The following is a 21,534-nucleotide window of genomic DNA, read 5'->3' as shown; positions in this document are numbered from 1 at the left end:
ACGTTAACGCTGGCAGACAGTGGATGAAACCCTATGCCTTATGGGCAGCAACGGCGGCATCATAGGCAGCGACCAGCGTTGCGGCGCGTTCTTTGACCACATCGGCCTTGTCGCCGGGCTTGTAGAGGCTGGTGCCGATGCCGAAGGCGCGGACGCCCGCCTTCAGATAGTCGCCGAAATTGTTTTCGCCAACGCCGCCGACGGCGCCGATTGGGAAATTGGCGGGCAGAATGGCCTTGATGGCATTGATGCCGCTTGGTCCCAGCACGCTGGCGGGGAAGAATTTGATCGCCGAGGCACCGGCCTTGATGGCGGCCAGCGCTTCTGTCGGCGTAAAGGCGCCGGGCATGGAGACCATGCCCAGCCGGGCGGCCTGGCCAATGACTGCCGGGTCGGTGTTCGGTGTCACCAGAAGGTTGCCGCCAACACTGTGCAATTGCTCGACCGAACCGGCATCCAGTACGGTTCCCGCGCCGATCAGCACACCATCAGGCGCACGTTTGCGGGCCTTTTCAATGGAAATGAACGGATCGGGCGAATTCAACGGCACTTCGATGGCCTCGAAGCCCTGTTCCAGAAGCACATCGACAACACTTTCGATGTCCTCAGGACCGATGCCGCGCAGGATGGCGACGAGTTCGCGCTTCAACTGCGGCCATGGGGTATGGGTGGTGGTCATGATCTGGTCCTAACGTCAGTTTTGAAGAATGGCCTTGGCGGCGGCAAACAGACCGTCGCGCACCAGGGCGCTGCCGTCAAGAATGCTGGCACTGCCGTCCGCCAGGGTGATCGCCTTGGCATAGAGCGCCGAGAGCGCTTTCGAGCCGACGATATGCACGGTCTTGCCGGAACCGATCCACTCGCGCATGCCCGCGATTTCCGCGCCGATCAGCAGGCCGGAGAGCCGACTGGCCGCCTCATTGGCTCCAGGCGATGAAAGCAGACCGGCGGCACGGATCGAAAACAGGCTGGTGGTCAGGGTGAAATTTTCGCCCAGCGCTTCGCTGACAGCATCGGCAAACACGGTCTGGTCGGTTTCTGCCGGGGCTTGCTGGATCGATAGGCGCAGGATCGATTGTTTGGCAATCAGGTCAAACAGTTCGCCGGTCATGACGGTGCGAAATCTCTGCACCACGCCGTTTTCCAGATCCACCCATTTGCAATGGGTGCCGGGCATGCAGATCACGCCCGAAGCCATGCCACCCGCCACGACACCGGCAAGCTGGGTTTCTTCGCCGCGCATCACATCAAAGGGGCCGGTGTTGATCTGGCAGAGGCCGGGCAGAATATAAACCGGGCGCGATGCTTTCGGGCTGACGCTATGGTGATGAAGACCGGACAGCGAAGCGGGGGTTTCGACATAGGGCGCTTCCAGCCAACCGGCGCGAGCGCCCGCCATGCCGGCGATCACCACCGGAAGATCCAGAGGCGCTGACAGCGCCTCCAGATGTTCTTCCAACACGGCTGCAAACCGGTTGTCCGCCGCGCAGGCCGACATGCCGTCGGCAGACTGGCGCTCGCCGAGCACATTGCCCGCGCCATCCACCAGCCAGAGGCGGAAATTGCTGGTGCCCCAATCGGCAAGCCCAACGAAGGGCTGGCCGATCTCTGCACCCGTTTCGGTTATGTCAGCCATGCTGTTCGTCCGCGCTTATTGCAGGTCTTCCGGCAGCAGGGCGACCGGAATGTTCTGATAGCTGACCGGACGCAGGAAGCGACGGATCGCCATCGTACCGACAGAGGTTGCGCCGAAATTGGTGGTGGCCGGATAAGGCCCGCCATGCACCATGGCATCGCAAACCTCGACACCAGTCGGGAAACCGTTGGCCAGCACGCGGCCAGACTTGCGTTCCAGGATTGGCAGCAGCTTGCGCGCGATCTGCGCGTCGGCGTCGTCCATTTGCAGTGTCGTGGTCAACTGGCCGACCAGGCTTTCTGCAATGCCAACCATTTCATCTTCGTCCTTGACAGTGACGAACACACCGAGCGGACCGAAGACTTCCTCGCTCAACACATGGTTTGCCAGCCAGTTTTCACCTGTCGTGGCAAACAGATAGGGCTTGGCATTGCGCAGGTCGCAGGTGGAGGTCAGCACGGACTGGACGCCCGAGGTTTCCTCGATGCGCTTGGCACCTTCGCGGTAGGCATTGGCAATGCCATCGGTCAGCATGGTCTGGGCATTGGCGGCAGCCAGCGCGGTCTTGGCGGCTTCCAGGAAGGCGTCGGCCTCAGGGCCTGCCTTGATGATGGCGATGCCGGGATTGGTGCAGAACTGGCCAGCGCCCATGGTGAGCGAACCCGCCCAACCCTTGGCAATGGCCTCGCCACGGGCCGAGACGGCGGCGGGCAGCAGGAACATCGGATTGACCGATCCCAATTCGCCGAAGAATGGAATGGGCTCATCACGGCGCACGCAGAGATCAAACAGCGCGCGGCCACCGCGCAGCGAGCCGGTAAAGCCGACGGCGCGGGTCAACGGATGCAGGCAGATGGCTTCGCCGGTTTCGCGGTTGCCGCCCTGCACCAGCGAAAAGGTGCCGGGATGAACACCGGTGCTCTTGATGGCAGCGTGGATCGCCTGGGCGACGATTTCGGACGTGCCGGGATGGGCTTCATGACCCTTGACGACAACAGGGCAACCGGCGGCCAGCGCCGAGGCGGTGTCGCCGCCCGCGGTGGAGAAGGCCAGCGGAAAGTTCGACGCGCCGAACACGCCGACCGGGCCGATGGGCCGCTGCATCAGGCGAATGTCGGGGCGGGGCAGGGGCTGGCGTTCCGGCAGGGCGGCATCGTAGCGGCGGTCGAGATAATCGCCCTTGCGGATATGCTCGGCAAACAACCGCAGTTGGCCGGTGGTGCGGCCACGTTCGCCGACGAGCCTGGCTTCCGGCAGGCCGGTTTCCTGGGTGCCGATCTTGGTGATTTCATCGCCACGCGCATCGATTTCCTCGGCGATGGCTTCCAGAAACTTGGCGCGCTCTTCGCGGGAGGAATAGCCATAGCTGGCAAAGGCCTGTTCGGCGGCTTTCATGGCGCGGTCGACCAGAGCGGCGGAGCCCAGGAAGAATGTATGGCTCTCGCCCGAAGCAGGGCTGGAGCTGAAGGTTCCCGTACCTTCAACCCATTCGCCGGCAATCAGGTGTTTTCCGGTGAGGTTCAGCGTCATGGAGCAGTCCTTTCAAAAGTGTCGTTCGGCAGGCGGTACGGCAATTAACCGGTCGCGCTGCTATTTGCCCTGGATGCGCCGACGTCTAAACTTTGTCGCATCGTTTGCTTGGGCATTCGGCTTGGAGGGCGGAATCGGCTGATGTCGATCCCGTCCGATAAAACTGGTCTTACTCGATGAAGGCTTCCACTTCATGACGCTCCGCCGTCAGAAAGGCGTCGGCAACCAGCCGAAGCGGCTGGAAATCGACGTCGCTTTCGCGGCTGCGCACCAGTTCGGCAAAACGCGTGTAGATGCGGGCATATTCCCGGTCGGGGCCTTCCACGGTCAGTGTCTCATTTATATAGAGTTCCGCGCCGCCTTTTGCGAGCCTCAGCGTGCCCTGATCCGTCTCGACGACGATATCCCAGGTCTGCGGACCTTCCTGGCGCCAGTCGAACTCGGCCTTGATCGGCGCACCGGCGGCACTGCGCATCGTCAGGCTGGCGGCAATCGGCTGCTGGCGATTGGCGGGGAAGGACAAGGCGGCTTTTTCAACGATGGTTTGGCCTGGAATGATCGCGGTCAGGATCGACAGGGCATTGATGCCCGGATCGAACACGCCGAAACCGCCAGCCTCCCAGATCCAGGCCTGTCCGGGATGCCAGCGACGGACATCTTCCTTCCAGGTGATCTCAATCCGGGTGATGGTCTTGTCCAAGAGCCATTGGCGGGCTGGTTCAACACCATTGGCAAAGCGGGAATGCCAGGTGGCAAACAGGGTGACGCCCGCGTCACGCGCCAATTCGGCCAGCGCCTGGGCTTCGCCGATGGTTGCGGCAGGCGGCTTTTCCATCAGCACGTCGAGGCCGTTGGCAATCGCCTTCTTGGCCATGGCAAAACGGACGTCAGGCGGGGTGCAGAGGGCGATGGCGCGGATATCCTGGCGGGTCTCCAGAAACACGTCGAAATTTTCGAAATTCTCGGCGCTGTCGATCTTGCCATTGCGGCTGATGGCGGCGGCGATCACGAAGTCACTGCCGTTTTCGCAGGACGGAATATGCTGGTCGCGGGCAATCTTGCCGACGCCGGCCAGCGCCAGGGCAATCCTGGTTCCGGTGTTTTCAGAAGAGGTCATGACCTGTTCCCTGTCTCGTCATTGAATGGTGTCAAGCGCGCCTTTGGGGCGCGCTTGACGGGAGAGAGATGGATCAATGCGCGTCCTTGCCAACGGCGGCACCACGGCAGCCCTTGAGGAAGTCGAAGTCGGCGCCGGTATCGGCACCCTCCACGTGATCGTGGAACAGGCGGGCATAGCCGCTGGCTGGCGGCTCGACATTCGGACGCCAATCGGCTAGGCGGCGCTGCATTTCCTCGTCGGAAATATCCAGATGCACCCGGCGTGCCTCGACATCGATTTCGATGAAGTCGCCATTCTTGACGATGGCCAGCGGTCCGCCACGGGCGGCTTCCGGCGAGGTGTGCAGCAGCACGGTACCGTATGCGGTGCCGGACATGCGGGCATCGGAAATGCGCACCATGTCGGTAATGCCCTTGCGCAGCACCTTGGGCGGCAGGCCCATATTGCCGACCTCGGCCATGCCTGGATAGCCACGCGGACCACAGTTCTTCATCACCATCACGCAGGTTTCGTCAATGTCGAGGGCCTCGTCATTGATCTTGGCCTTGTAATCGTCGATGTCTTCGAACACCACAGCGCGACCGCGATGTTTCATCAGATGCGCGGAAGCCGCCGATGGCTTCAGCACGCAGCCCTTCGGGGCCAGGTTTCCACGCAGCACGGCGATGCCGCCCTGCTGGGTCAGCGCCTTGTCGAAGGGGCGGATGACGTCTTCGTTCCAGTTGCGGACATCCTTGACTTCGTCCCACAGGGTTTCGCCGGAAACGGTCAGCGCGTCCTTATGCAGCTTGCCGGCTTCGGCCAGCATCTTGATGACCACGGGCAGACCACCGGCATAGAAGAATTCTTCCATCAGATACTCGCCCGATGGCATCAGGTTGACGATGGTGGGGATATCGCGGCCACAGCGGTCCCAGTCATCCAGCGTCAGATCGATCCCACAGCGACCGGCCATGGCCAGAAGATGCACGACCGCATTGGTGGAACCGCCGATGGCACCATTGATGCGGATGGCGTTTTCAAAGGCTTCCTTGGTCATGATGTCGGATGGTTTCAGGTCGTCCTTGACCATTTGCACGATCCGGCGACCCGAAAGCTGCGCCATCACCCGGCGGCGGCTGTCAACGGCGGGAATGGCGGCATTGCCGGACAAGGCCATGCCGAGCGATTCTACCATCGACGCCATGGTCGAGGCTGTGCCCATGGTGTTGCAGGTGCCGCTGGAGCGTGACATCGAGGCTTCGGCCTCCATGAATTCTTCCTGGGTCATCTCGCCTGCCTTGACGGCCTCGGAGAATTTCCACAGATGCGTGCCGGAGCCGACACGCTCGCCACGGAAATAGCCGTTCAGCATCGGCCCGCCGGTAACGACGATGGACGGAATGTCGGTAGAGGCAGCGGCCATCACCAGCGACGGCGTCGTCTTGTCGCAGCCGACCAACAGCACGGCGCCATCAATTGGCTGGCCACGCATGGCTTCCTCGACGGCCAGCGCCGCCAAGTTGCGATACATCATCGCGGTCGGGCGGAAGGTGTTTTCAGACGCCGAGAACACCGGCACTTCGACCGGAAAACCACCGGCTTCCCAGATACCGGCCTTCACCTTTTCAGCCAGCTCGCGCAGATGGCCGTTGCAGGGGGTGAGGTCCGACCAGGTGTTGAGAACGCCGATGACCGGACGGCCATCGAACAGGTCATGCGGATATCCCTGGTTCTTCATCCAGCCGCGATGGTAAATCGTATCGCGTGAGTTGCCGCCGTACCATTCCTGCGACCTCAGTTTGCGAGGCCAAGCTTTTGGTGTAAAACCACTCATGGCGTTTCTATCCCGTGTTTCGTTCAGTTTGAGCGGCTGAACGCCGCCGTTCTCTTCTATTATTCAGGCCGTATTGATGCCGCCGATTGCGGCATCAAAGCGTCTTGACGGCAAAGGGCGTTTCCGCCGCCACCACCAGCGGGTTTTGCAGCGGCAGGCCGAACTGGCTGGCGCTGACTTCGAACACGTCGCCGGGAACGGTCTTGAAGCCATCGGCAAAGGACAGCGTCGCAGTGCCGAACATATGCACATGCAGGTCGCCCGGCTGGCAGAACAATCCGTATTTGAAATGGTGATATTCCAGATTGGCGATGGTGTGGGACATGTTGTCCTCACCCGACAGGAAGGGCTTTTCCCAGACCGTCTTGCCGTCCCGAAGGATCTTCGATGCGCCGGTGACGTTGGCCGGAAGATCGCCAACCAGCAGTTCCGGGCCGAATGAGGCGGGGCGCAGCTTGGAATGGGCAAGATAGAGATAGTTGATCTTCTCGGTCACATGGTCGGAAAATTCGTTGGCGAGCGAAAAGCCGAGACGAACCGGTGTACCGTCGTTATCGATAACATAAAAGCCCGCGATTTCCGGTTCTTCGCCGCCATCAAGCGCAAAGGACGGCGATTCCAGCCCGTCGCCCGGCGCAATCGCATTGACGCCGGTGCCTTTGTAGAACCATTCCGGCTGAACGCCCCACTCACCAGCCTTTGGCTTGCCGCCTTCAAGGCCCATGCGGAACATTTTCATCGAGTCGCTCATGCCTGCCGTGTCGGCATGCATATTGTCACGGGCCGATGCCGAACCGGTATGGGTCAGGCCAGTGCCGGTCAGGAACATATGAGCGGCATCGGGGTGACGCACCGGGCAATCCAGCTTGCCGCTGGCGGCAAGGGCTGCGAGATCGACGGTATCGCCAGCGCCTTGTTTGGCGATCAGGTCGGTAATGGACACCTTGGCCGCAATTGCTGCCTTGGCGAGATCGTAGGTGGAGGAAAATCCTGGCACGAGGCGCGCGGTTTCACCCTGCCGGCAGATCACTCCGCCAGCCTTCAACTGTGAAAGATACATTGTTCAGTGTCCTTGGAACATTTCATGGAGCGTTTCATATGGCAACGGAGGCGTTGAAACGGTCTCTGGTTTTACTCTCATGCAATCGGCAGGAACGCCGCTTCACATTATTCCCGGGATTGCTGCACGTCGTGGGGTTCGGGCCGGAAGCAGGTGAGTGCTTCCGGCCCAAAAGTGTCAGGCTGCTTTATTCTTATTATAGACGTCGAAGAACACGGCGGCGAGCAGCACCAAGCCCTTGACCATCTGCTGGAAGTCGATGCCGAGACCGATGATCGACATGCCGTTGTTCATCACGCCCATGATGAAGGCACCGATGACCGCACCGGTGATCTTGCCGACGCCGCCTGAGGCCGATGCGCCGCCGATAAAGCAGGCCGCAATGACGTCCAGCTCGAAGCCGCTGCCAGCCTTCGGCGTTGCGGAGTTAAGGCGCGCTGCGACGATCATGCCGGCGAGGCCCGCCAGAACGCCCATATTGACGAAGGTCAGGAAGCTCAGCCGCTCGGTATTGATACCCGACAGCTTGGTGGCCTTTTCATTGCCGCCCATGGCGTAGATCCGGCGACCAATGGTGGTGCGGCGGGTGACGAAGGAATAGAGCATGATCAGCACGAGCATGACGACCAGAACGTTCGGCATGCCGCGATAGGTTGACAGCAGATAGCCGAGCAGCAAGACAGCGCCTGAGACGATCAGGTTCTGCGCCACGAAGAAGCCGAACGGCTCGACATCGATGCCGTGGGCGACATTGACCTGCCGACGACGCCAGGCAAGCACGAACAGCGCGACGGCGCCGATCACGGTCAGGATAATCGATGTCGAATGGATGTCACCCATGTCGAACAGATCCGGCAGGAAGCCGGTGCTGATCAGCTGGAATTCCTTCGGAAAAGGACCGATGTTACGGCCACCGAGCACGAACAGGGTCAGGCCACGAAACACCAGCATCCCAGCCAGCGTGACGATGAAGGACGGAATGCGGTGATAGGCGACCCAATAGCCCTGTGCCGCACCGATCACACCGCCAATCACCAAACAGATCAAAACCGTTGGCAGGAAGCCAAGGCCCCATTGCACGGTCAGGATGGCGGCAATGGCACCGATGAAGCCGACGATGGAGCCGACCGACAGATCGATATGTCCGGCAACGATCACCAGCAGCATGCCAAGCGCCATGATGATGATGAAGGAATTCTGCAAAACTAGATTGGTCAGGTTGACCGGCTTGAAGAGAATGCCGCCCGTGTAGAACTGGAAAAACACCATGATGGCGACGAGCGCGATCAACATGCCATATTCGCGGATATTGGCGCGAATATAGGAGGCGACCGACACCACGTTCTGTTCTTCCGTGGAAGGGTTGACGGAACTCATTATTTCTTCTCCCCTGAGCGCATGATAGCGCGCATGATGCTTTCCTGGCTTGCCTCTTCTTTCGAGAGCTCGGCCACCATGCGTCCTTCATTCATGACGTAGATGCGATCGCAGGTGCCAAGCAGTTCGGGCATTTCCGATGAAATCATCAGAACGCCTTTTCCGTCGGCTGCAAGCTGGTTGATGATGCTGTAGATTTCGTATTTCGCGCCAACGTCGATACCACGGGTCGGTTCATCGAGAATGAGAACTTCCGGGTTGGAAAACAGCCATTTCGACAAAACCACCTTCTGCTGGTTGCCGCCCGATAGATTGACGGTTTCCTGGTAGATGCCGTGCGAACGGATGCGCAGCTTCGAGCGATAATCGGTGGCGACCTTGATTTCCCTGATATCGTTGATGACAGTGGCCTTGGACACGCCGGGCAGATTGGCAAGCGTGGTGTTGTGCAGGATGGTTTCGGCCAGAACCAGGCCCAGATGCTTGCGGTCTTCGGTGACATAGGCGAGACCCGCGTCGATGGCCTTGCGCACGGTCGAGACATCGACCGGCTTGCCGTCGATCAGAACATCGCCGCTGATCTTGTGACCATAGGCTTTGCCAAACACGCTCATGGCGAATTCTGTGCGACCGGCGCCCATCAGCCCGGCAATGCCGACGACTTCGCCGCGTTTCACTGACACGTTGATGTCATGCAGAACCTGGCGGTCACGGTGCTGATGGTGGAAGGCGTTCCAGTTCTTAACCTCAAGAACGGTTTCGCCAATCGGCACGTCGCGTGGCGGGTATCGGTCTTCCAGGTCGCGGCCGACCATGTTGCGGATGATGACGTCTTCGCTGACTTCTTCCTCATGACAGTTCAAAGTCTTGACCGTCATGCCGTCGCGCAGCACGGTGATCTGGTCGGCCACCTTGCGCACTTCGTTCAGCTTATGGGTGATGATGATCGAGGTGATGCCCTGTTCGCGGAATTCCATCAACAGGTTCAACAGCGCGTCGCTGTCGGTTTCGTTAAGCGAGGCAGTTGGCTCATCGAGGATCAAAAGCTTGACGCTTTTTGACAGCGCCTTGGCAATTTCCGCCAGCTGCTGCTTGCCGACACCGATATCCGTCACCAACGTTGATGGCTGCTCCTTCAAGCCAACCTTGGCGAGGAGCTTCTTGGTGCGGCTGAAGGTTTCTTCCCAGCTGATGACGCCGTTGCTGGCAATTTCGTTGCCAAGGAAGATGTTTTCGGCAATCGACAACTGCGGAACCAAAGCCAGTTCCTGGTGGATGATGATGATGCCAATTTCTTCGCTATTCTTGATCACCTTGAAATTGCGCACTTCGCCATCATAGACGATGTCGCCATCATAGGTTCCTGCGGGGTAAACGCCGGAGAGAACTTTCATCAGGGTGGATTTTCCGGCCCCGTTCTCTCCCACCAATGCATGGATTTCACCACGGCGAACCTTGAGGTTCACATTCTCAAGCGCTTTCACGCCCGGGAACGTCTTGGTGATGTTCCGCATTTCGAGGATGGTATTTTCCATAATATCGTTCCAGAGCCACGGCCGCCCAAATCCACAGTAGGCCAAATCCACAGTAGAAATGCGCAGGCGGGCGACAATAAAAAGGAAGCCGGAACTTTTGCTTGAAAAGTTCCGGCCGCTTTTTGTTACTTCAGCTGGTCGGCCTTGTAGTAGCCGCCTTCAACCAGGACCTTTTCGTAGTTGGCCTTGGTCACAGCAACGGGCTTCAGCAGGTAAGCCGGAACCACCTTGACGCCGTTGTCGTAGGTCTTGGTGTCGTTGACTTCAGGCGTCTTGCCTTCCATCAGCGCGTTGACCATGGAAACGGTCACCTTGGCGAGATCGCGGGTGTCCTTGAAGATCGTCGAATACTGCTCACCGGCAATGATCGACTTGACCGAAGGCACTTCAGCATCCTGACCGGAGATGAATGGCAGCGGCTGGTCCTTGGAACCGTAGCCAACGCCCTTCAGCGAGGAAATGATGCCGATGGAGATACCGTCATAAGGAGACAGAACGGCATTGACCTTGGCGTCGGTGTAATAGGCCGACAGCAGGTTATCCATACGGGCCTGGGCAACGGCACCATCCCAACGCAGCGTACCGACCTTGTCCATGCCGGTCTGGCCGGACTTCACGACCAGCTTGCCGCTGTCGATGTAAGGCTGGAGAACCGACATTGCGCCATTGTAGAAGAAGAAGGCGTTGTTGTCGTCAGGCGAGCCGCCGAACAGCTCGATGTTGAACGGACCTTTGCCGTCCTTGAGGCCGAGGCCGTCAACCAGCGTGCCAGCCTGCAAGACGCCGACCTGGAAGTTGTCGAAGGTTGCGTAGTAATCGACATTGGCGCTGTCGCGGATCAGGCGGTCATAGGCAATGACCTTGATGCCCGCGTCATGGGCCTGCTTCAGCACGTCGGACAGTGTCGTGCCGTCGATGGCGGCGACGACCAGAACCTTGGCGCCCTTGGTGACCATGTTCTCGATCTGCGAGAGCTGGTTCGGGATATCGTCGTCAGCATACTGAAGGTCGGTGGTGTAACCGGCTTCCTTGAGCTGCTTGACGATGTTGTTGCCGTCATCGATCCAGCGGGCCGAAGACTTTGTTGGCATGGCAATGCCAACCGTGCCCTTGTCGGCTGCAAATACAGACGACGACATGACGGCTGCGCCCAAAGCGATGGACGCAAAAAGTTTTACGAGTGTCTTCACGAGGAACCTCCCTTGGTTTCCATATAAATCCGCTACATGATCTGGCGCGTAATCCGTTTCCGGTCTGGCACGTCATGCAGAAGCGGCCCCAGCTCCTTCTGTTCGCCGCAAAGAATCTGGCAGGCTTTATAAGCACTACACGATCCATGGTGAACTCTTATCCGTCCCGATATGTCATTCAAATGATTTATTTGACATTCCCCATATCAATCTTGATATACGCTGTATGAATAATACACCGGCAAACCGGCTCCAGCCGAAGCATTTCACCTTGATCAAGGCGATTGGCGATCTTGGACAGTTGAGCCTTGCCGCAGGCCAGGTCTCGATGACCCAGCCTGCGGCATCGCGCATGCTGGCCGAAATTGAGCGGATCGTCGGCGCGGCGGTGTTTCTGCGCACGCCCAAGGGTATGGAGGCGACAGAAGTGGGGGCGGCGCTGGTGCGACGCTCGGAAATCCTGCTTCAGGAAATGCGCGAGGCGATGCGCGAGGTGGATGCGATCAAGCGTGGCGCATCCGGCACGGTCAGCGTCGGGGCGGTGACGGGTGGTGCGCTCGGCTATATCGTGCCGGCCATCAGCACCCTGAAGGCGGAGGCACGGACCGCCGATATTTACGTCGATGTGGCACCAAGCGGCACGCTGATCTCCAATCTTGTTTCGGGACAGTTCGATTTTGTGCTGGGGCGGATCCCTGTTGGTGTCGATGCCCGTCAATTCCATATTCGTCATGCCCGCACCGAGGAAGTGGACCTGATCGTCCACCAGAGCCATCCCCTGGCCAATTCGACGGATCTGCGCATGACCGACCTGCTGCATTTTCCTTGGGTGATGCAGGGGCCGGGCGCGCCGGTGCGCCAGGCCGTTGAAAACGCCTTCATCGATGCGGGAACAACGCTGCCGGTGGATGTCGTCAACACCACGTCGCTGCTGGTGATGATTGCGATGATTGCCGCGTCCAATGCGATCACGCCACTGTCGCGGGAGGTTTCCGACCTGCTCTGTCGCCAGACAACCGGGGCTGGGCTGTGCCGCCTGAAGATCCGCAGACCGATTATCGTCTTGCCCTACCATTTGATCAGTATGAAAAACCGCCATATGTCAACGCTCGCCGCCCGCCTTCAGGATCTCGTCCTTCAGGAATTCATCACGCGCTGAGGCCTGTGCTTTTCTGGTATCTGGTTGCCTGTGAGGAGGGTCGTTTTGGAGCAGCCCTCACGTTTCCACGGGGTAGCGGTTGTACACAGACCGGCCAAGCACTGGTGGTTTTGCCAGTTTGTCGGCAAAGCCGTGTTTATCGATAGTCGAACGTACCGAAAGCGTTAACAAAGGCTTGTTTTGCAATCGCGACCTCCCTTAAATGCCGCAGGCATGAGGTCATCATGTCACGGGGACGGGGGGGCGCGGAGGCTATAAGCTGGTGCGGTTCCCTCGTATCGAGGGTCAGGAGGTTTCCATGAGTTTGACAATAGGCTCACCAAAAGAATTATATGCTGGCGAAGCGCGCGTTGCGATGACGCCCGACAGCGCACAACAATTGCAGAAACTTGGCTATGCCTGCCTGATCGAGACGGGTGCTGGCAAGGCGGCGGGTTTTTCCGACGATGCCTACCGCAAAGCGGGCGTCACGGTCGCCGATAGCGCAGACGCGCTTTACGCGCAGGCGGATGTGATTGCCAAGGTGCGTCCGCCGGAATCCTCTGAGGTGGAAAAGCTCGCGCCAGGCAAAACCCTGATCTCCTTCTTTTATCCCGCGCAAAATACGGCGCTGCTGGAAGAAGCCAAGGCCAAGGGCGCCAACGTTATCGCCATGGATATGGTGCCACGCATATCGCGCGCTCAGAAAATGGACGCGCTGTCTTCCATGGCCAATATTGCCGGTTATCGCGCCGTGATCGAGGCGGGCAATAATTTTGGCCGGTTCTTCACCGGCCAGGTGACGGCAGCGGGTAAGGTTCCGCCAGCCAAGGTGCTGATCATCGGTGCCGGTGTCGCCGGTCTTGCTGCCATCGGTACGGCAACCTCGCTCGGTGCCATCGTCTATGCGTTCGACGTTCGCCCTGAAGTGGCCGAGCAGATTGAAAGCATGGGCGCGCAATTCGTCTATCTCGAATTCGAAGCCAGCCAGGATGGGGCCGCGACCGGTGGTTATGCCGCGCCGTCTTCGCCGGAATTCCGCGAAAAGCAATTGGCGAAGTTCCGCGAACTGGCTCCCGATATCGATATCGTCATCACCACGGCGCTGATCCCCGGTCGGGATGCACCAAAGCTGTGGCTGGCCGATATGGTGGCCTCCATGAAGCCCGGCTCTGTCATTATCGATCTGGCGGCTGAACGCGGCGGCAATTGCGATCTGACCGTGGCCGACCAGCGGGTGGTGTCCGACAATGGCGTTATTGTCATTGGCTATACCGATTTCCCCAGCCGGATGGCGGCGCAATCCTCGACGCTTTATTCCACCAACATCCGCCATATGATGACGGATCTGACACCGGCCAAGGATGGCAAGCTCGTCCATAACATGGAAGACGACGTTATCAGGGGCGCGACCGTGACCTTTGAAGGCGCGATCACCTATCCGCCACCGCCGCCCAAGGTGCAGGCGATTGCCGCTGCCAAGCCGAAGGAGAAGGTCAAGGAACTGACCCATGATGAAAAGCGGGCCAAGGAAGCTGCCGAGTTCAAGGCGCAGACCGCCAATCAGATCAAGCTGCTGGCGATTGGCACGGCGGTGATGCTGTTGGTGGGTGCTTTCGCTCCGGTCAGCTTCATGAGCCATTTCATTGTGTTCGTTCTGGCCTGCTTCGTTGGTTTCCAGGTGATCTGGGGTGTCAGCCATTCGCTGCACACGCCGCTGATGGCCCTGACCAATGCGATTTCCGGCATCGTCATTCTGGGCGCATTGCTCCAGATCGGCTCCGGCAATTGGCTGGTGGTGACACTGGCTGCACTGTCCGTGCTGATTGCGACGATCAATATCGTCGGCGGCTTCCTTGTGACACGGCGTATGCTCGCCATGTTCCAGAAGTCCTGAGGGGGAAGACGTTATTATGGCTATTGGTATTGTTTCTGCGGCCTATATTGCAGCCGCTGTGTTGTTTATCCTGTCGCTGGGTGGCCTGTCGGGCCAGGAAAGCGCCAAACGGGCCGTGTGGTACGGCATTGTCGGCATGGGCCTTGCGGTCATCGCCACGATTTTCGGCCCCGGCATTGGCCATTGGTTCATCATTGTACTGATGATCGCTGGTGGGTCTGTGCTTGGCTATTACGTGGCAAACCGCGTGCAGATGACGGAAATGCCACAGCTTGTGGCGGCATTGCATAGCTTTGTCGGTTTGGCCGCCGTGTTTATCGGCTATAACACCCATCTGGAAGAAGCCCATGTTGCCCGGTTGGACGAGACGGCGCGGGCCGCACTCACCGGCTTTGCCGCTATTCTCGCCCATAAACTGCCTGTCGAACTGTCGATCATGAAGGTCGAGGTGTTTCTCGGCGTCTTTATCGGTGCCGTCACCTTCACTGGCTCGGTCATTGCTTTCGGCAAGCTGGCAGGCAAGATCGATGGCAAGGCCAAGCAGTTGCCCGGCGGGCATATGCTCAACGCCGGTGCCGCCGCCTTGTCCTTCCTGCTGTTGATCGCCTATTTCTACGGCGCTGGTGCCTGGGCGCTGGTGCTGATGACGCTGCTGGCCTTCTTCATCGGCTATCACATGATCATGGGCATTGGCGGTGCCGATATGCCGGTGGTGGTCTCGATGCTCAACAGCTATTCCGGCTGGGCAGCAGCGGCCATCGGCTTTACGCTCGGCAATGACCTGCTGATCGTGACCGGCGCGCTGGTTGGCTCGTCAGGCGCGATCCTGTCTTACATCATGTGCAAAGCGATGAACCGGTCCTTCATCTCGGTCATCCTCGGCGGCTTTGGCAGCACCACTGGCCCGGCGATGGAAATCGAGGGCGAACAGGTGGCTATCGATGCGGAAGGCGTGGCCAATGCGCTGAACGAGGCTGAAAGCGTGATCATCGTGCCGGGCTACGGCATGGCGGTGGCTCAAGCCCAGCAGGCGGTATCGGAACTCACCCGCAAACTGCGTGACGCTGGCAAAAACGTGCGCTTTGCCATTCATCCGGTGGCAGGCCGTTTGCCCGGCCATATGAACGTGCTGCTGGCCGAAGCCAAGGTGCCTTACGACATCGTCATGGAAATGGACGAAATCAACGACGATTTTCCAAGCACCGACGTCGTCATCGTCATCGGCTCCAACGACATCGTCAACCCAGCAGCCGAAGAAGACCCCAACAGCCCGATTGCCGGCATGCCTGTCTTGCAGGTGTGGAAGGCCAAGCAGGTGTTCGTCTCCAAACGCGGCCAAGGCACCGGCTATTCCGGCATCGAGAACCCGCTATTTTATAAGGAAAATACGCGGATGTTCTATGGCGACGCGAAGAAGTCGATCACTGAATTGTTGCCGATGATTAAGTAAGATTTGACAGGTTTGAGAGATGGAAAGCCGGGTGGAAACACCCGGCTTTTTGAATCCTCACATCACCGCACCAACCTGCCAAGGCACAAATTCATTATCCCCCAAGCCCAAAATCTCCGACTTGGTCTTCTGCCCCGAAGCTGAAGCGAGCACGAGATCGAGAATCTCTCGCCCTTTCTGTTCCACCGAAATCCCGGCGCTGATGATGTCGCCGCAGTTGAGGTCCATGTCGTCGGGCATGTCCTCGAACAATTTGCTGTTGGTGGCGAGCTTGATGGTGGGGGTGGGCTTGGAGCCGAAGGCGGAGCCTCGGCCGGTGGTGAACACCAGCATTTGCGCGCCGCCAGCGATCTGGCCGGTGGCAGAGACCGGGTCGTAGCCTGGGGTGTCCATGAAGACGAAGCCGGGGGTTTCGATCCGTTCTGCGTAGTTCAGCACGTCGGTCAGCGGCGTGCTGCCGGCTTTGGCGGAAGCGCCCAGCGATTTTTCCAGAATGGTGGTCAGCCCGCCCAGTTTGTTGCCGGGGCTGGGGTTGTTGTCCATCGAGCCACGGTTCATTTTTGTATAGTCTTCCCACCAGCGAATGCGGGCAATCAGCTTCTCGCCGATTTCGCTTGATGCGGCGCGGCGCAGCAGTAATTGTTCGGCACCGTAGATCTCAGGGGTTTCCGAAAGAACCACCGTGCCGCCCAGGCCGACAAGCAGATCGGAGGCGATGCCGAGCGCCGGATTGGCGGTGATGCCGGAAAACCCATCCGAGCCGCCGCATTGCAGCGCCAGTTTTAGCTCCGAGGCCGGGATCGGCTGGCGCTTGATGGCGTTGACCACCGGCAGGATGGATTTGATGTGGTCGATCAGATGCGCGATGGTCGCAGCGGTGCCGCCACTCTCCTGGATTGTCAGGCCGAAGAACCGGCTTTCGTCATTGCCACCATAAAGCATTTTCATCCGGGCGAGTTGCATGACCTCGCAACCCAGACCGACAAAAACCGCAGCGCCGACATTGGGATGGGTGGCGTAGCCCCATAGCACCCGTTGCAGAATATCGGCTCCTTCGCCGCCTGCATCCATGCCGCAGCCGGTGCCATGCGCAAAGGCGGCGATCCCGTCGATATTGGGGTAGTCAGCCAAAATACCGGAGCGGTTGATGTCATCGGCAGCACGCCGGATGACCGTGGCGGAACAGTTGACGGTGGCGCAGATGGCGATGAAATTGCGCGTTCCCGCTTGTCCATTCGCCCGGCGATAGCCCATGAATGTCTCAGGCTTAACAATGGGAATGGCGGCCAGCGCCTTCTGGTAATCGGCGCCGACCTCATAGTGCTGGTCGTGAGCGCCGAAGGAACAGTTGTCGGTATGCACATGCTCACCCGCCCGGATCGGGCGGCTGGCATAGCCAATCACCTGTCCGAACTTGATGATATTGCCTCCCTCCGCCATATCCTGTCGGGCAATCTTGTGGCCACGCGCCACCGGATGATCAAGGCTCACGCCAAACCCAAGCGGCTGCGCGCCTGCCGGGGCGGGATTGGTCAGGATGGCGACGGTGTCGTCCGCGTGCAGCAACACTATCCCTGTCCCTTCAGCCATAATGCACATGTCCGTGAGAGAGGGCGCGAATGACCCCGCGCAGTTCCGCCAGACCGCGCAGACGCCCGACCAGCGGATAGCCGGGATGGGTGCCACGGCTGACATCGTCAAGCAATTCGTGGCCGTGATCGGGGCGGAAGGGAATTTCGAAATCGGCGCGACCGTCTGCCTTGCGGCGGCGTTCTTCGGCAATCAGCACGGCAATCAGCGTCACCATGTCGGTATCGCCATCCAGATGCGCGGCCTCCTGGAAGGAACCGTCCTTCTCCTTGGCCACATTGCGCAGATGGGCGAAATGGATGCGCTCGGCAAAGCGTGCGGCAATGGCAGGCACATCGTTTTTCGGATTGGCACCCAGCGAGCCCGCGCACAGCGTCAAGCCGTTGGCAAGGGCCGGTTGCTGTTCCATGATCCAGGCAATGTCGTCTTCGCAGGAGACGATGCGCGGCAGGCCGAGAATATCGCGCGGCGGATCGTCGGGGTGTACGCAAAACCGCATGCCAAGCTCTTCCGCCGTCGGGATGACTTCGGCCAGGAAGCGTGCATAGTTGGCGCGGATCTCATCGCGGCTGATGCCGTGATAGCGCTTCAGCGCCTCACGCAACCCGCTTATGTCGTAGCGGTCGAAGGCACCGGGCAGGCCGGACATGATGCTGTTCAACAGGTTTTGGCGCAGGCCTTCGCTGGAGGCGTCGAACCAAGCCTTGGCGGCCTCGCGCACCTCTGGCGAATAGTCATTTTCAGCACCGTCACGTTCCAGCATATGGATCTCGAAGGCGGCCATATGCGGTTCGGAAAACCGCAAGGCGGTGCCGCCGCGCGCAACCGGCGCATCCAGCTGAGTGCGGGTCCAGTCGAGCAATGGCATGAAATTATAGCAGATCGTGTGGATACCGGCATCGGCCAGGTTCTTCATCGATTGGCGGTAATTGGAAAACAGCCGCTCAAGATCGCCTTCGCCGCGCTTGATATCCTCATGGATCGGCAGGCTTTCCACCACATTCCAGGTGAGGCCTAAGCCGCTATCGGCGATCTCGTCGCGCCTTGCCGCAATGGCATCGCTGCCCCAGACCTCGCCATAGGGTATTTCATGCAGCGCGTTGACGATGCCGGAGGCCCCGGTCTGGGCGACCTCGGTCAGGGTAATGCGATCAAAGGGTCCGTACCAGCGCCAGCTCTCTTTCATCGGCTCAAATCCTCTATCGTCTGTCGCGCGCCCTTGGTCACAAGGCTTTGATAAGCTGTCGTCAGCGCGTTGCGGAAAGTTGGGTTGTCGGCCAGCGGTGCAGGGAAAATCTCGCGCACCGACAACAGCGCCGCGACCTTCTCGGCAGGCTCGGCAGCACCATCGCTCAGGCTTTTCAATCGTGTGGCCAGCGGGTCGCGGACGTCGATGGCGTCGCCCTTTTCATCGATACCGCCAACATAACGCATCCAGGCGGCAACGGCCAAAGCCAATCCCGTGATCGGCCGGTTGGCGGCGAGGTTCTCCGTCAGAGTGCCGAGAATTCGCTGCGGCAGCTTCTGTGATCCGTCCATGGCAATCTGCCAGGTGCGGTGGCGGATGGCGGGATTGGCGTAACGGTCAAACAGGGCTGCTGTATAATCGCCAAGGCTGATACCGGGTGGGGCTTTCAGGCCGGGGGTGATTTCGGTGTCCCACAGCATTTTGCAGAATCGGGCAAAGACCGGATCGGCCACCGTCTGGGCAATGGTTTCGTGACCGGCGAGATAGCCGAGATAGGCAAGTGAGGAATGGGTGCCGTTCAGGCAGCGCAGCTTCATATGCTCGAACGGCGTCACATCCTTGACCAGCTCGACGCCGACCGCGCCAAGATCCGGTCTTTCACCATCAACGAAATGGTCTTCCACAACCCATTGCCGGAAAGGCTCATGCATGACGGGGGAAAGATCCAGCACGCCGGTGATCTGCGCCAGCCGGTCGATATCCTCCGGCTTGGTGGCGGGCACGATCCGATCCACCATGGTCGAGGGAAAAGCACCTTCACTGGCAATCCAGCCTTGAAGATCGGATGAGATCAGTCCGGCAAGCTCCAGCACGACGCCCCGCACCACCTTGCCGTTTTCCGGCAGGTTGTCGCAGCATAGCACCGTGAAGGGACGCAGGCCCGCCGCATGGCGCTTTTCCAGCGCCCGTACCAGAAAGCCGAGGGCGGAGACGGGGGCTTCTGGATAGGCCAGATCATGCTGGATGTCGGGATGGTTGCGGTTCAGTTTGCCGGTGGAGGGTTCGTGGCAATAGCCTTTTTCCGTTACCGTCAGGCTGACGATCTTGACAGCCGGATCGCTCATCGCGTCGATCACGGCTCTCTGGTTTTCCCGTGCCACCAGCACATCGTTGATCACGCCGATCACATGCGGTGTTTCGCCATTCGGCCCAAGCTCGACGGCGGTATAGGCGAAATCCTGGGGGGCGAGCGCATCGCGCTGGTCGGGCCGCATCAGGCTAACGCCGATAATGCCCCAATCCCCGCCGGATTTCTCCATGGCCTGTTCGATATAGATCGCCCCATGGGCGCGGTAGAACGCGCCAAGCCCGAGATGGACAATGCCCGTCTGCGGTCTGATGCTATCGGGGCGGCGCAGCCGTTGCGGATTGGCGGATATATCAGCGGGCAAGCCAGCCTCCATCGACATTGAGAATGGCGCCATGGATATATTTGGCTGCCCTTGAGGAAAGAAACACCGCAGCGCCGCCAATGTCTTCGGCCTTGCCCCAGCGACCAGCCGGAATGCGCTCCAGGATCGCCTTGTTGCGGGCCGCGTCATTGCGCAGCGCCTCGGTATTGTTGGTTTCGATATAGCCGGGGGCAATGGCGTTGACATTGATGTCTTTTGCCGCCCACTCGTTGGCGAGCAGCTTGGTCAGCCCGGCGACACCGCTTTTCGACGCCGTATAGGATGGCACGCGGATACCGCCCTGGAAGGACAGCATCGAGGCGATATTGACGATCTTGCCGCCTGCGTCGCGGGCAAACAAGGCTTTGGCGAAGGCCTGGCAGAGGAAGAATACCGCCTTCAGGTTGACATCCATCACCGCGTCCCAATCGGCTTCGGTGAAATCCACCGCATCGGCGCGGCGGATGATACCGGCATTGTTGACGAGAATATCGACCGGGCCGAGATCCTCGAAAATGCCGCTGCCGGCCATCGGGTCTGACAGGTCGAGGGTAAGGCCGGACGCCTTGCCGCCAGCATTGGTAATCTGCTCGACAGTTTCCGTCACCGGCGAACGGCCCGCGCAAATCACGCTGGCGCCAGCCCCGGCCAGCGACAGGGCAATGGCCTGGCCGATGCCGGTATTTGCGCCTGTCACCAGCGCTGTCTTGCCCGAAAGAGAGAACAGATCGCTCACTTCAGCGTCTCCATCGAGACCACTTCGACATCCTTGTAATCGACATTGTCACCGGCCATCGCCCAGATGAAAGTGTAATTGGCGGTACCTGCACCCGAATGGATCGACCAGGGCGGCGAAATCGCGCCTTCCTCGTTTTTCAGCACCAGATGACGGGTCTCGTCCGGCTCGCCCATCATATGGAAAGCGCGCTGGCCTTCCGGCAGGTCGAAATACAGATAGGCTTCCATGCGCCGGTCATGGACATGGGCGGGCATGGTGTTCCAGACGGAGCCGGGGGCAAGCTTGGTCATGCCGACCACCAGCTGGCAGGCCTTCATGACGTCAGGATGCACGAACTGGTAGATCGTGCGCTCGTTGGAGGTCGCCTGCGAGCCAAGCGTCACATTGGCGGCTTCCTCAATCTTGATGAGGCGCGACGGATAGGTGTGATGGGCCGGGGCCGAGAGAATGTAGAACCGGCCAGCGCCTGAAAAGGTGATCTTGCCCGCGCCCATGCCGAGATAGAGCATGTCGCCCTTGCCCATTTCATAGGTGGCATCCGCCTCGACCGTGCCGGTGCCGCCGATGTTGACGACGACAAGTTCGCGCCGGTCGAGAATGGAGGCGGTGCCGCATTCCTTCACATGGTCCAGCACCAGCGAAGCGCCTTCAGGCACCGCACCACCGACGATCATCCGGTCGTAGTGGGTATAGATAAGCCGGATTTCGCCCGCCGCAAAAATACCGCCGACATGGAAATGCTTGCGCAGGGCCGTGGTGTCGAAGCTTTTGGCGGTCTGCGGGTCGATGGCGTGGCGGGTTTCAACGCTCAGCATG

Annotated in this window: 17 protein-coding genes; 3 read left to right on the top strand and 14 right to left on the bottom strand. The window is 59.7% G+C overall.

Annotated elements, in window-relative coordinates; genetic code table 11:
* Positions 1 to 31 precede the first annotated feature (31 nt).
* The 9 genes from AVI_RS15455 to chvE all read right to left on the bottom strand — a co-directional run bounded on the left by AVI_RS15455 (position 32) and on the right by chvE (position 11,213).
* Positions 32 to 679 carry a 2-dehydro-3-deoxy-6-phosphogalactonate aldolase gene (locus AVI_RS15455; protein WP_015917238.1) on the bottom strand — a complete coding sequence of 216 codons (648 nt, stop codon included), beginning with the start codon at positions 677 to 679 and terminating at the stop codon, positions 32 to 34.
* A 15-nt stretch (positions 680 to 694) separates the two neighbouring features.
* On the bottom strand, positions 695 to 1,636 hold the full coding sequence (locus AVI_RS15450; protein ID WP_049777245.1) for a 2-dehydro-3-deoxygalactonokinase: 942 nt from the start codon (positions 1,634 to 1,636) through the stop codon (positions 695 to 697).
* Between the two features lie 15 nt (positions 1,637 to 1,651).
* Positions 1,652 to 3,166, bottom strand: coding sequence for an aldehyde dehydrogenase (NADP(+)) (locus tag AVI_RS15445; protein WP_015917236.1), 1,515 nt, complete (start codon positions 3,164 to 3,166; stop codon positions 1,652 to 1,654).
* A 169-nt stretch (positions 3,167 to 3,335) separates the two neighbouring features.
* A complete protein-coding gene (locus tag AVI_RS15440; protein WP_015917235.1) occupies positions 3,336 to 4,283 on the bottom strand; it encodes a Gfo/Idh/MocA family protein in 948 nt (315 codons plus the stop codon).
* Positions 4,284 to 4,356: 73 nt separating this feature from the next.
* Positions 4,357 to 6,102 (bottom strand): L-arabinonate dehydratase, encoded by a 1,746-nt coding sequence (gene araD / locus AVI_RS15435; RefSeq protein WP_041697114.1) that lies wholly within the window; start codon positions 6,100 to 6,102, stop codon positions 4,357 to 4,359.
* Positions 6,103 to 6,196: 94 nt separating this feature from the next.
* Positions 6,197 to 7,162: an AraD1 family protein gene (gene araD1 / locus AVI_RS15430; protein WP_015917233.1), complete on the bottom strand. Its 966-nt coding sequence runs from the start codon at positions 7,160 to 7,162 to the stop codon at positions 6,197 to 6,199.
* 177 nt (positions 7,163 to 7,339) lie between these two features.
* Positions 7,340 to 8,539, bottom strand: a complete 1,200-nt coding sequence (mmsB, locus tag AVI_RS15425) for a multiple monosaccharide ABC transporter permease (protein ID WP_015917232.1) — start codon at positions 8,537 to 8,539, stop codon at positions 7,340 to 7,342.
* Entirely contained in the window at positions 8,539 to 10,074 is a 1,536-nt protein-coding gene (mmsA, locus tag AVI_RS15420) for a multiple monosaccharide ABC transporter ATP-binding protein (protein ID WP_041697112.1), read from the bottom strand. Before mmsA ends, mmsB begins: the two co-directional genes overlap by 1 nt.
* 125 nt (positions 10,075 to 10,199) lie before the next feature.
* Positions 10,200 to 11,213, bottom strand: coding sequence for a multiple monosaccharide ABC transporter substrate-binding protein (chvE, locus tag AVI_RS15415; RefSeq protein ID WP_156542295.1), 1,014 nt, complete (start codon positions 11,211 to 11,213; stop codon positions 10,200 to 10,202).
* Between the two features lie 277 nt (positions 11,214 to 11,490).
* Between chvE and AVI_RS15410 the strand changes: the two genes are divergently transcribed.
* The 3 genes from AVI_RS15410 to AVI_RS15400 all read left to right on the top strand — a co-directional run bounded on the left by AVI_RS15410 (position 11,491) and on the right by AVI_RS15400 (position 15,749).
* A complete protein-coding gene (locus AVI_RS15410; protein ID WP_015917229.1) occupies positions 11,491 to 12,423 on the top strand; it encodes a LysR family transcriptional regulator in 933 nt (310 codons plus the stop codon).
* Between the two features lie 304 nt (positions 12,424 to 12,727).
* A complete protein-coding gene (locus AVI_RS15405) occupies positions 12,728 to 14,299 on the top strand; it encodes a Re/Si-specific NAD(P)(+) transhydrogenase subunit alpha (RefSeq protein WP_041698220.1) in 1,572 nt (523 codons plus the stop codon).
* A 16-nt stretch (positions 14,300 to 14,315) separates the two neighbouring features.
* Positions 14,316 to 15,749 (top strand): NAD(P)(+) transhydrogenase (Re/Si-specific) subunit beta, encoded by a 1,434-nt coding sequence (locus tag AVI_RS15400; RefSeq protein ID WP_015917227.1) that lies wholly within the window; start codon positions 14,316 to 14,318, stop codon positions 15,747 to 15,749.
* Positions 15,750 to 15,806: 57 nt separating this feature from the next.
* Here AVI_RS15400 and AVI_RS15395 read toward each other — a convergent pair whose 3' ends face one another.
* Genes AVI_RS15395 through kduI form a run of 5 tightly spaced genes read right to left on the bottom strand, consistent with a single transcriptional unit; the run spans position 15,807 to position 21,533 of the window.
* The gene (locus AVI_RS15395; protein ID WP_015917226.1) at positions 15,807 to 17,339 is read right to left on the bottom strand and encodes a UxaA family hydrolase; all 1,533 of its coding nucleotides are present in this window, start codon (positions 17,337 to 17,339) and stop codon (positions 15,807 to 15,809) included.
* Entirely contained in the window at positions 17,332 to 18,525 is a 1,194-nt protein-coding gene (gene uxuA / locus AVI_RS15390) for a mannonate dehydratase (RefSeq protein WP_015917225.1), read from the bottom strand. The genes AVI_RS15395 and uxuA overlap by 8 nt, the downstream gene beginning before the upstream one ends.
* The gene (locus AVI_RS15385; protein ID WP_015917224.1) at positions 18,522 to 19,991 is read right to left on the bottom strand and encodes a mannitol dehydrogenase family protein; all 1,470 of its coding nucleotides are present in this window, start codon (positions 19,989 to 19,991) and stop codon (positions 18,522 to 18,524) included. Before AVI_RS15385 ends, uxuA begins: the two co-directional genes overlap by 4 nt.
* Positions 19,969 to 20,715, bottom strand: coding sequence for a 2-dehydro-3-deoxy-D-gluconate 5-dehydrogenase KduD (kduD, locus tag AVI_RS15380; RefSeq protein WP_015917223.1), 747 nt, complete (start codon positions 20,713 to 20,715; stop codon positions 19,969 to 19,971). The genes AVI_RS15385 and kduD overlap by 23 nt, the downstream gene beginning before the upstream one ends.
* On the bottom strand, positions 20,712 to 21,533 hold the full coding sequence (gene kduI / locus AVI_RS15375) for a 5-dehydro-4-deoxy-D-glucuronate isomerase (RefSeq protein ID WP_015917222.1): 822 nt from the start codon (positions 21,531 to 21,533) through the stop codon (positions 20,712 to 20,714). Before kduI ends, kduD begins: the two co-directional genes overlap by 4 nt.
* Position 21,534: the final 1 nt, after the last annotated feature.

Source organism: Allorhizobium ampelinum S4 (assembly GCF_000016285.1).
Classification (GTDB): domain Bacteria; phylum Pseudomonadota; class Alphaproteobacteria; order Rhizobiales; family Rhizobiaceae; genus Allorhizobium; species Allorhizobium ampelinum.
This window is presented reverse-complemented; position numbering and strand designations above follow the sequence as displayed.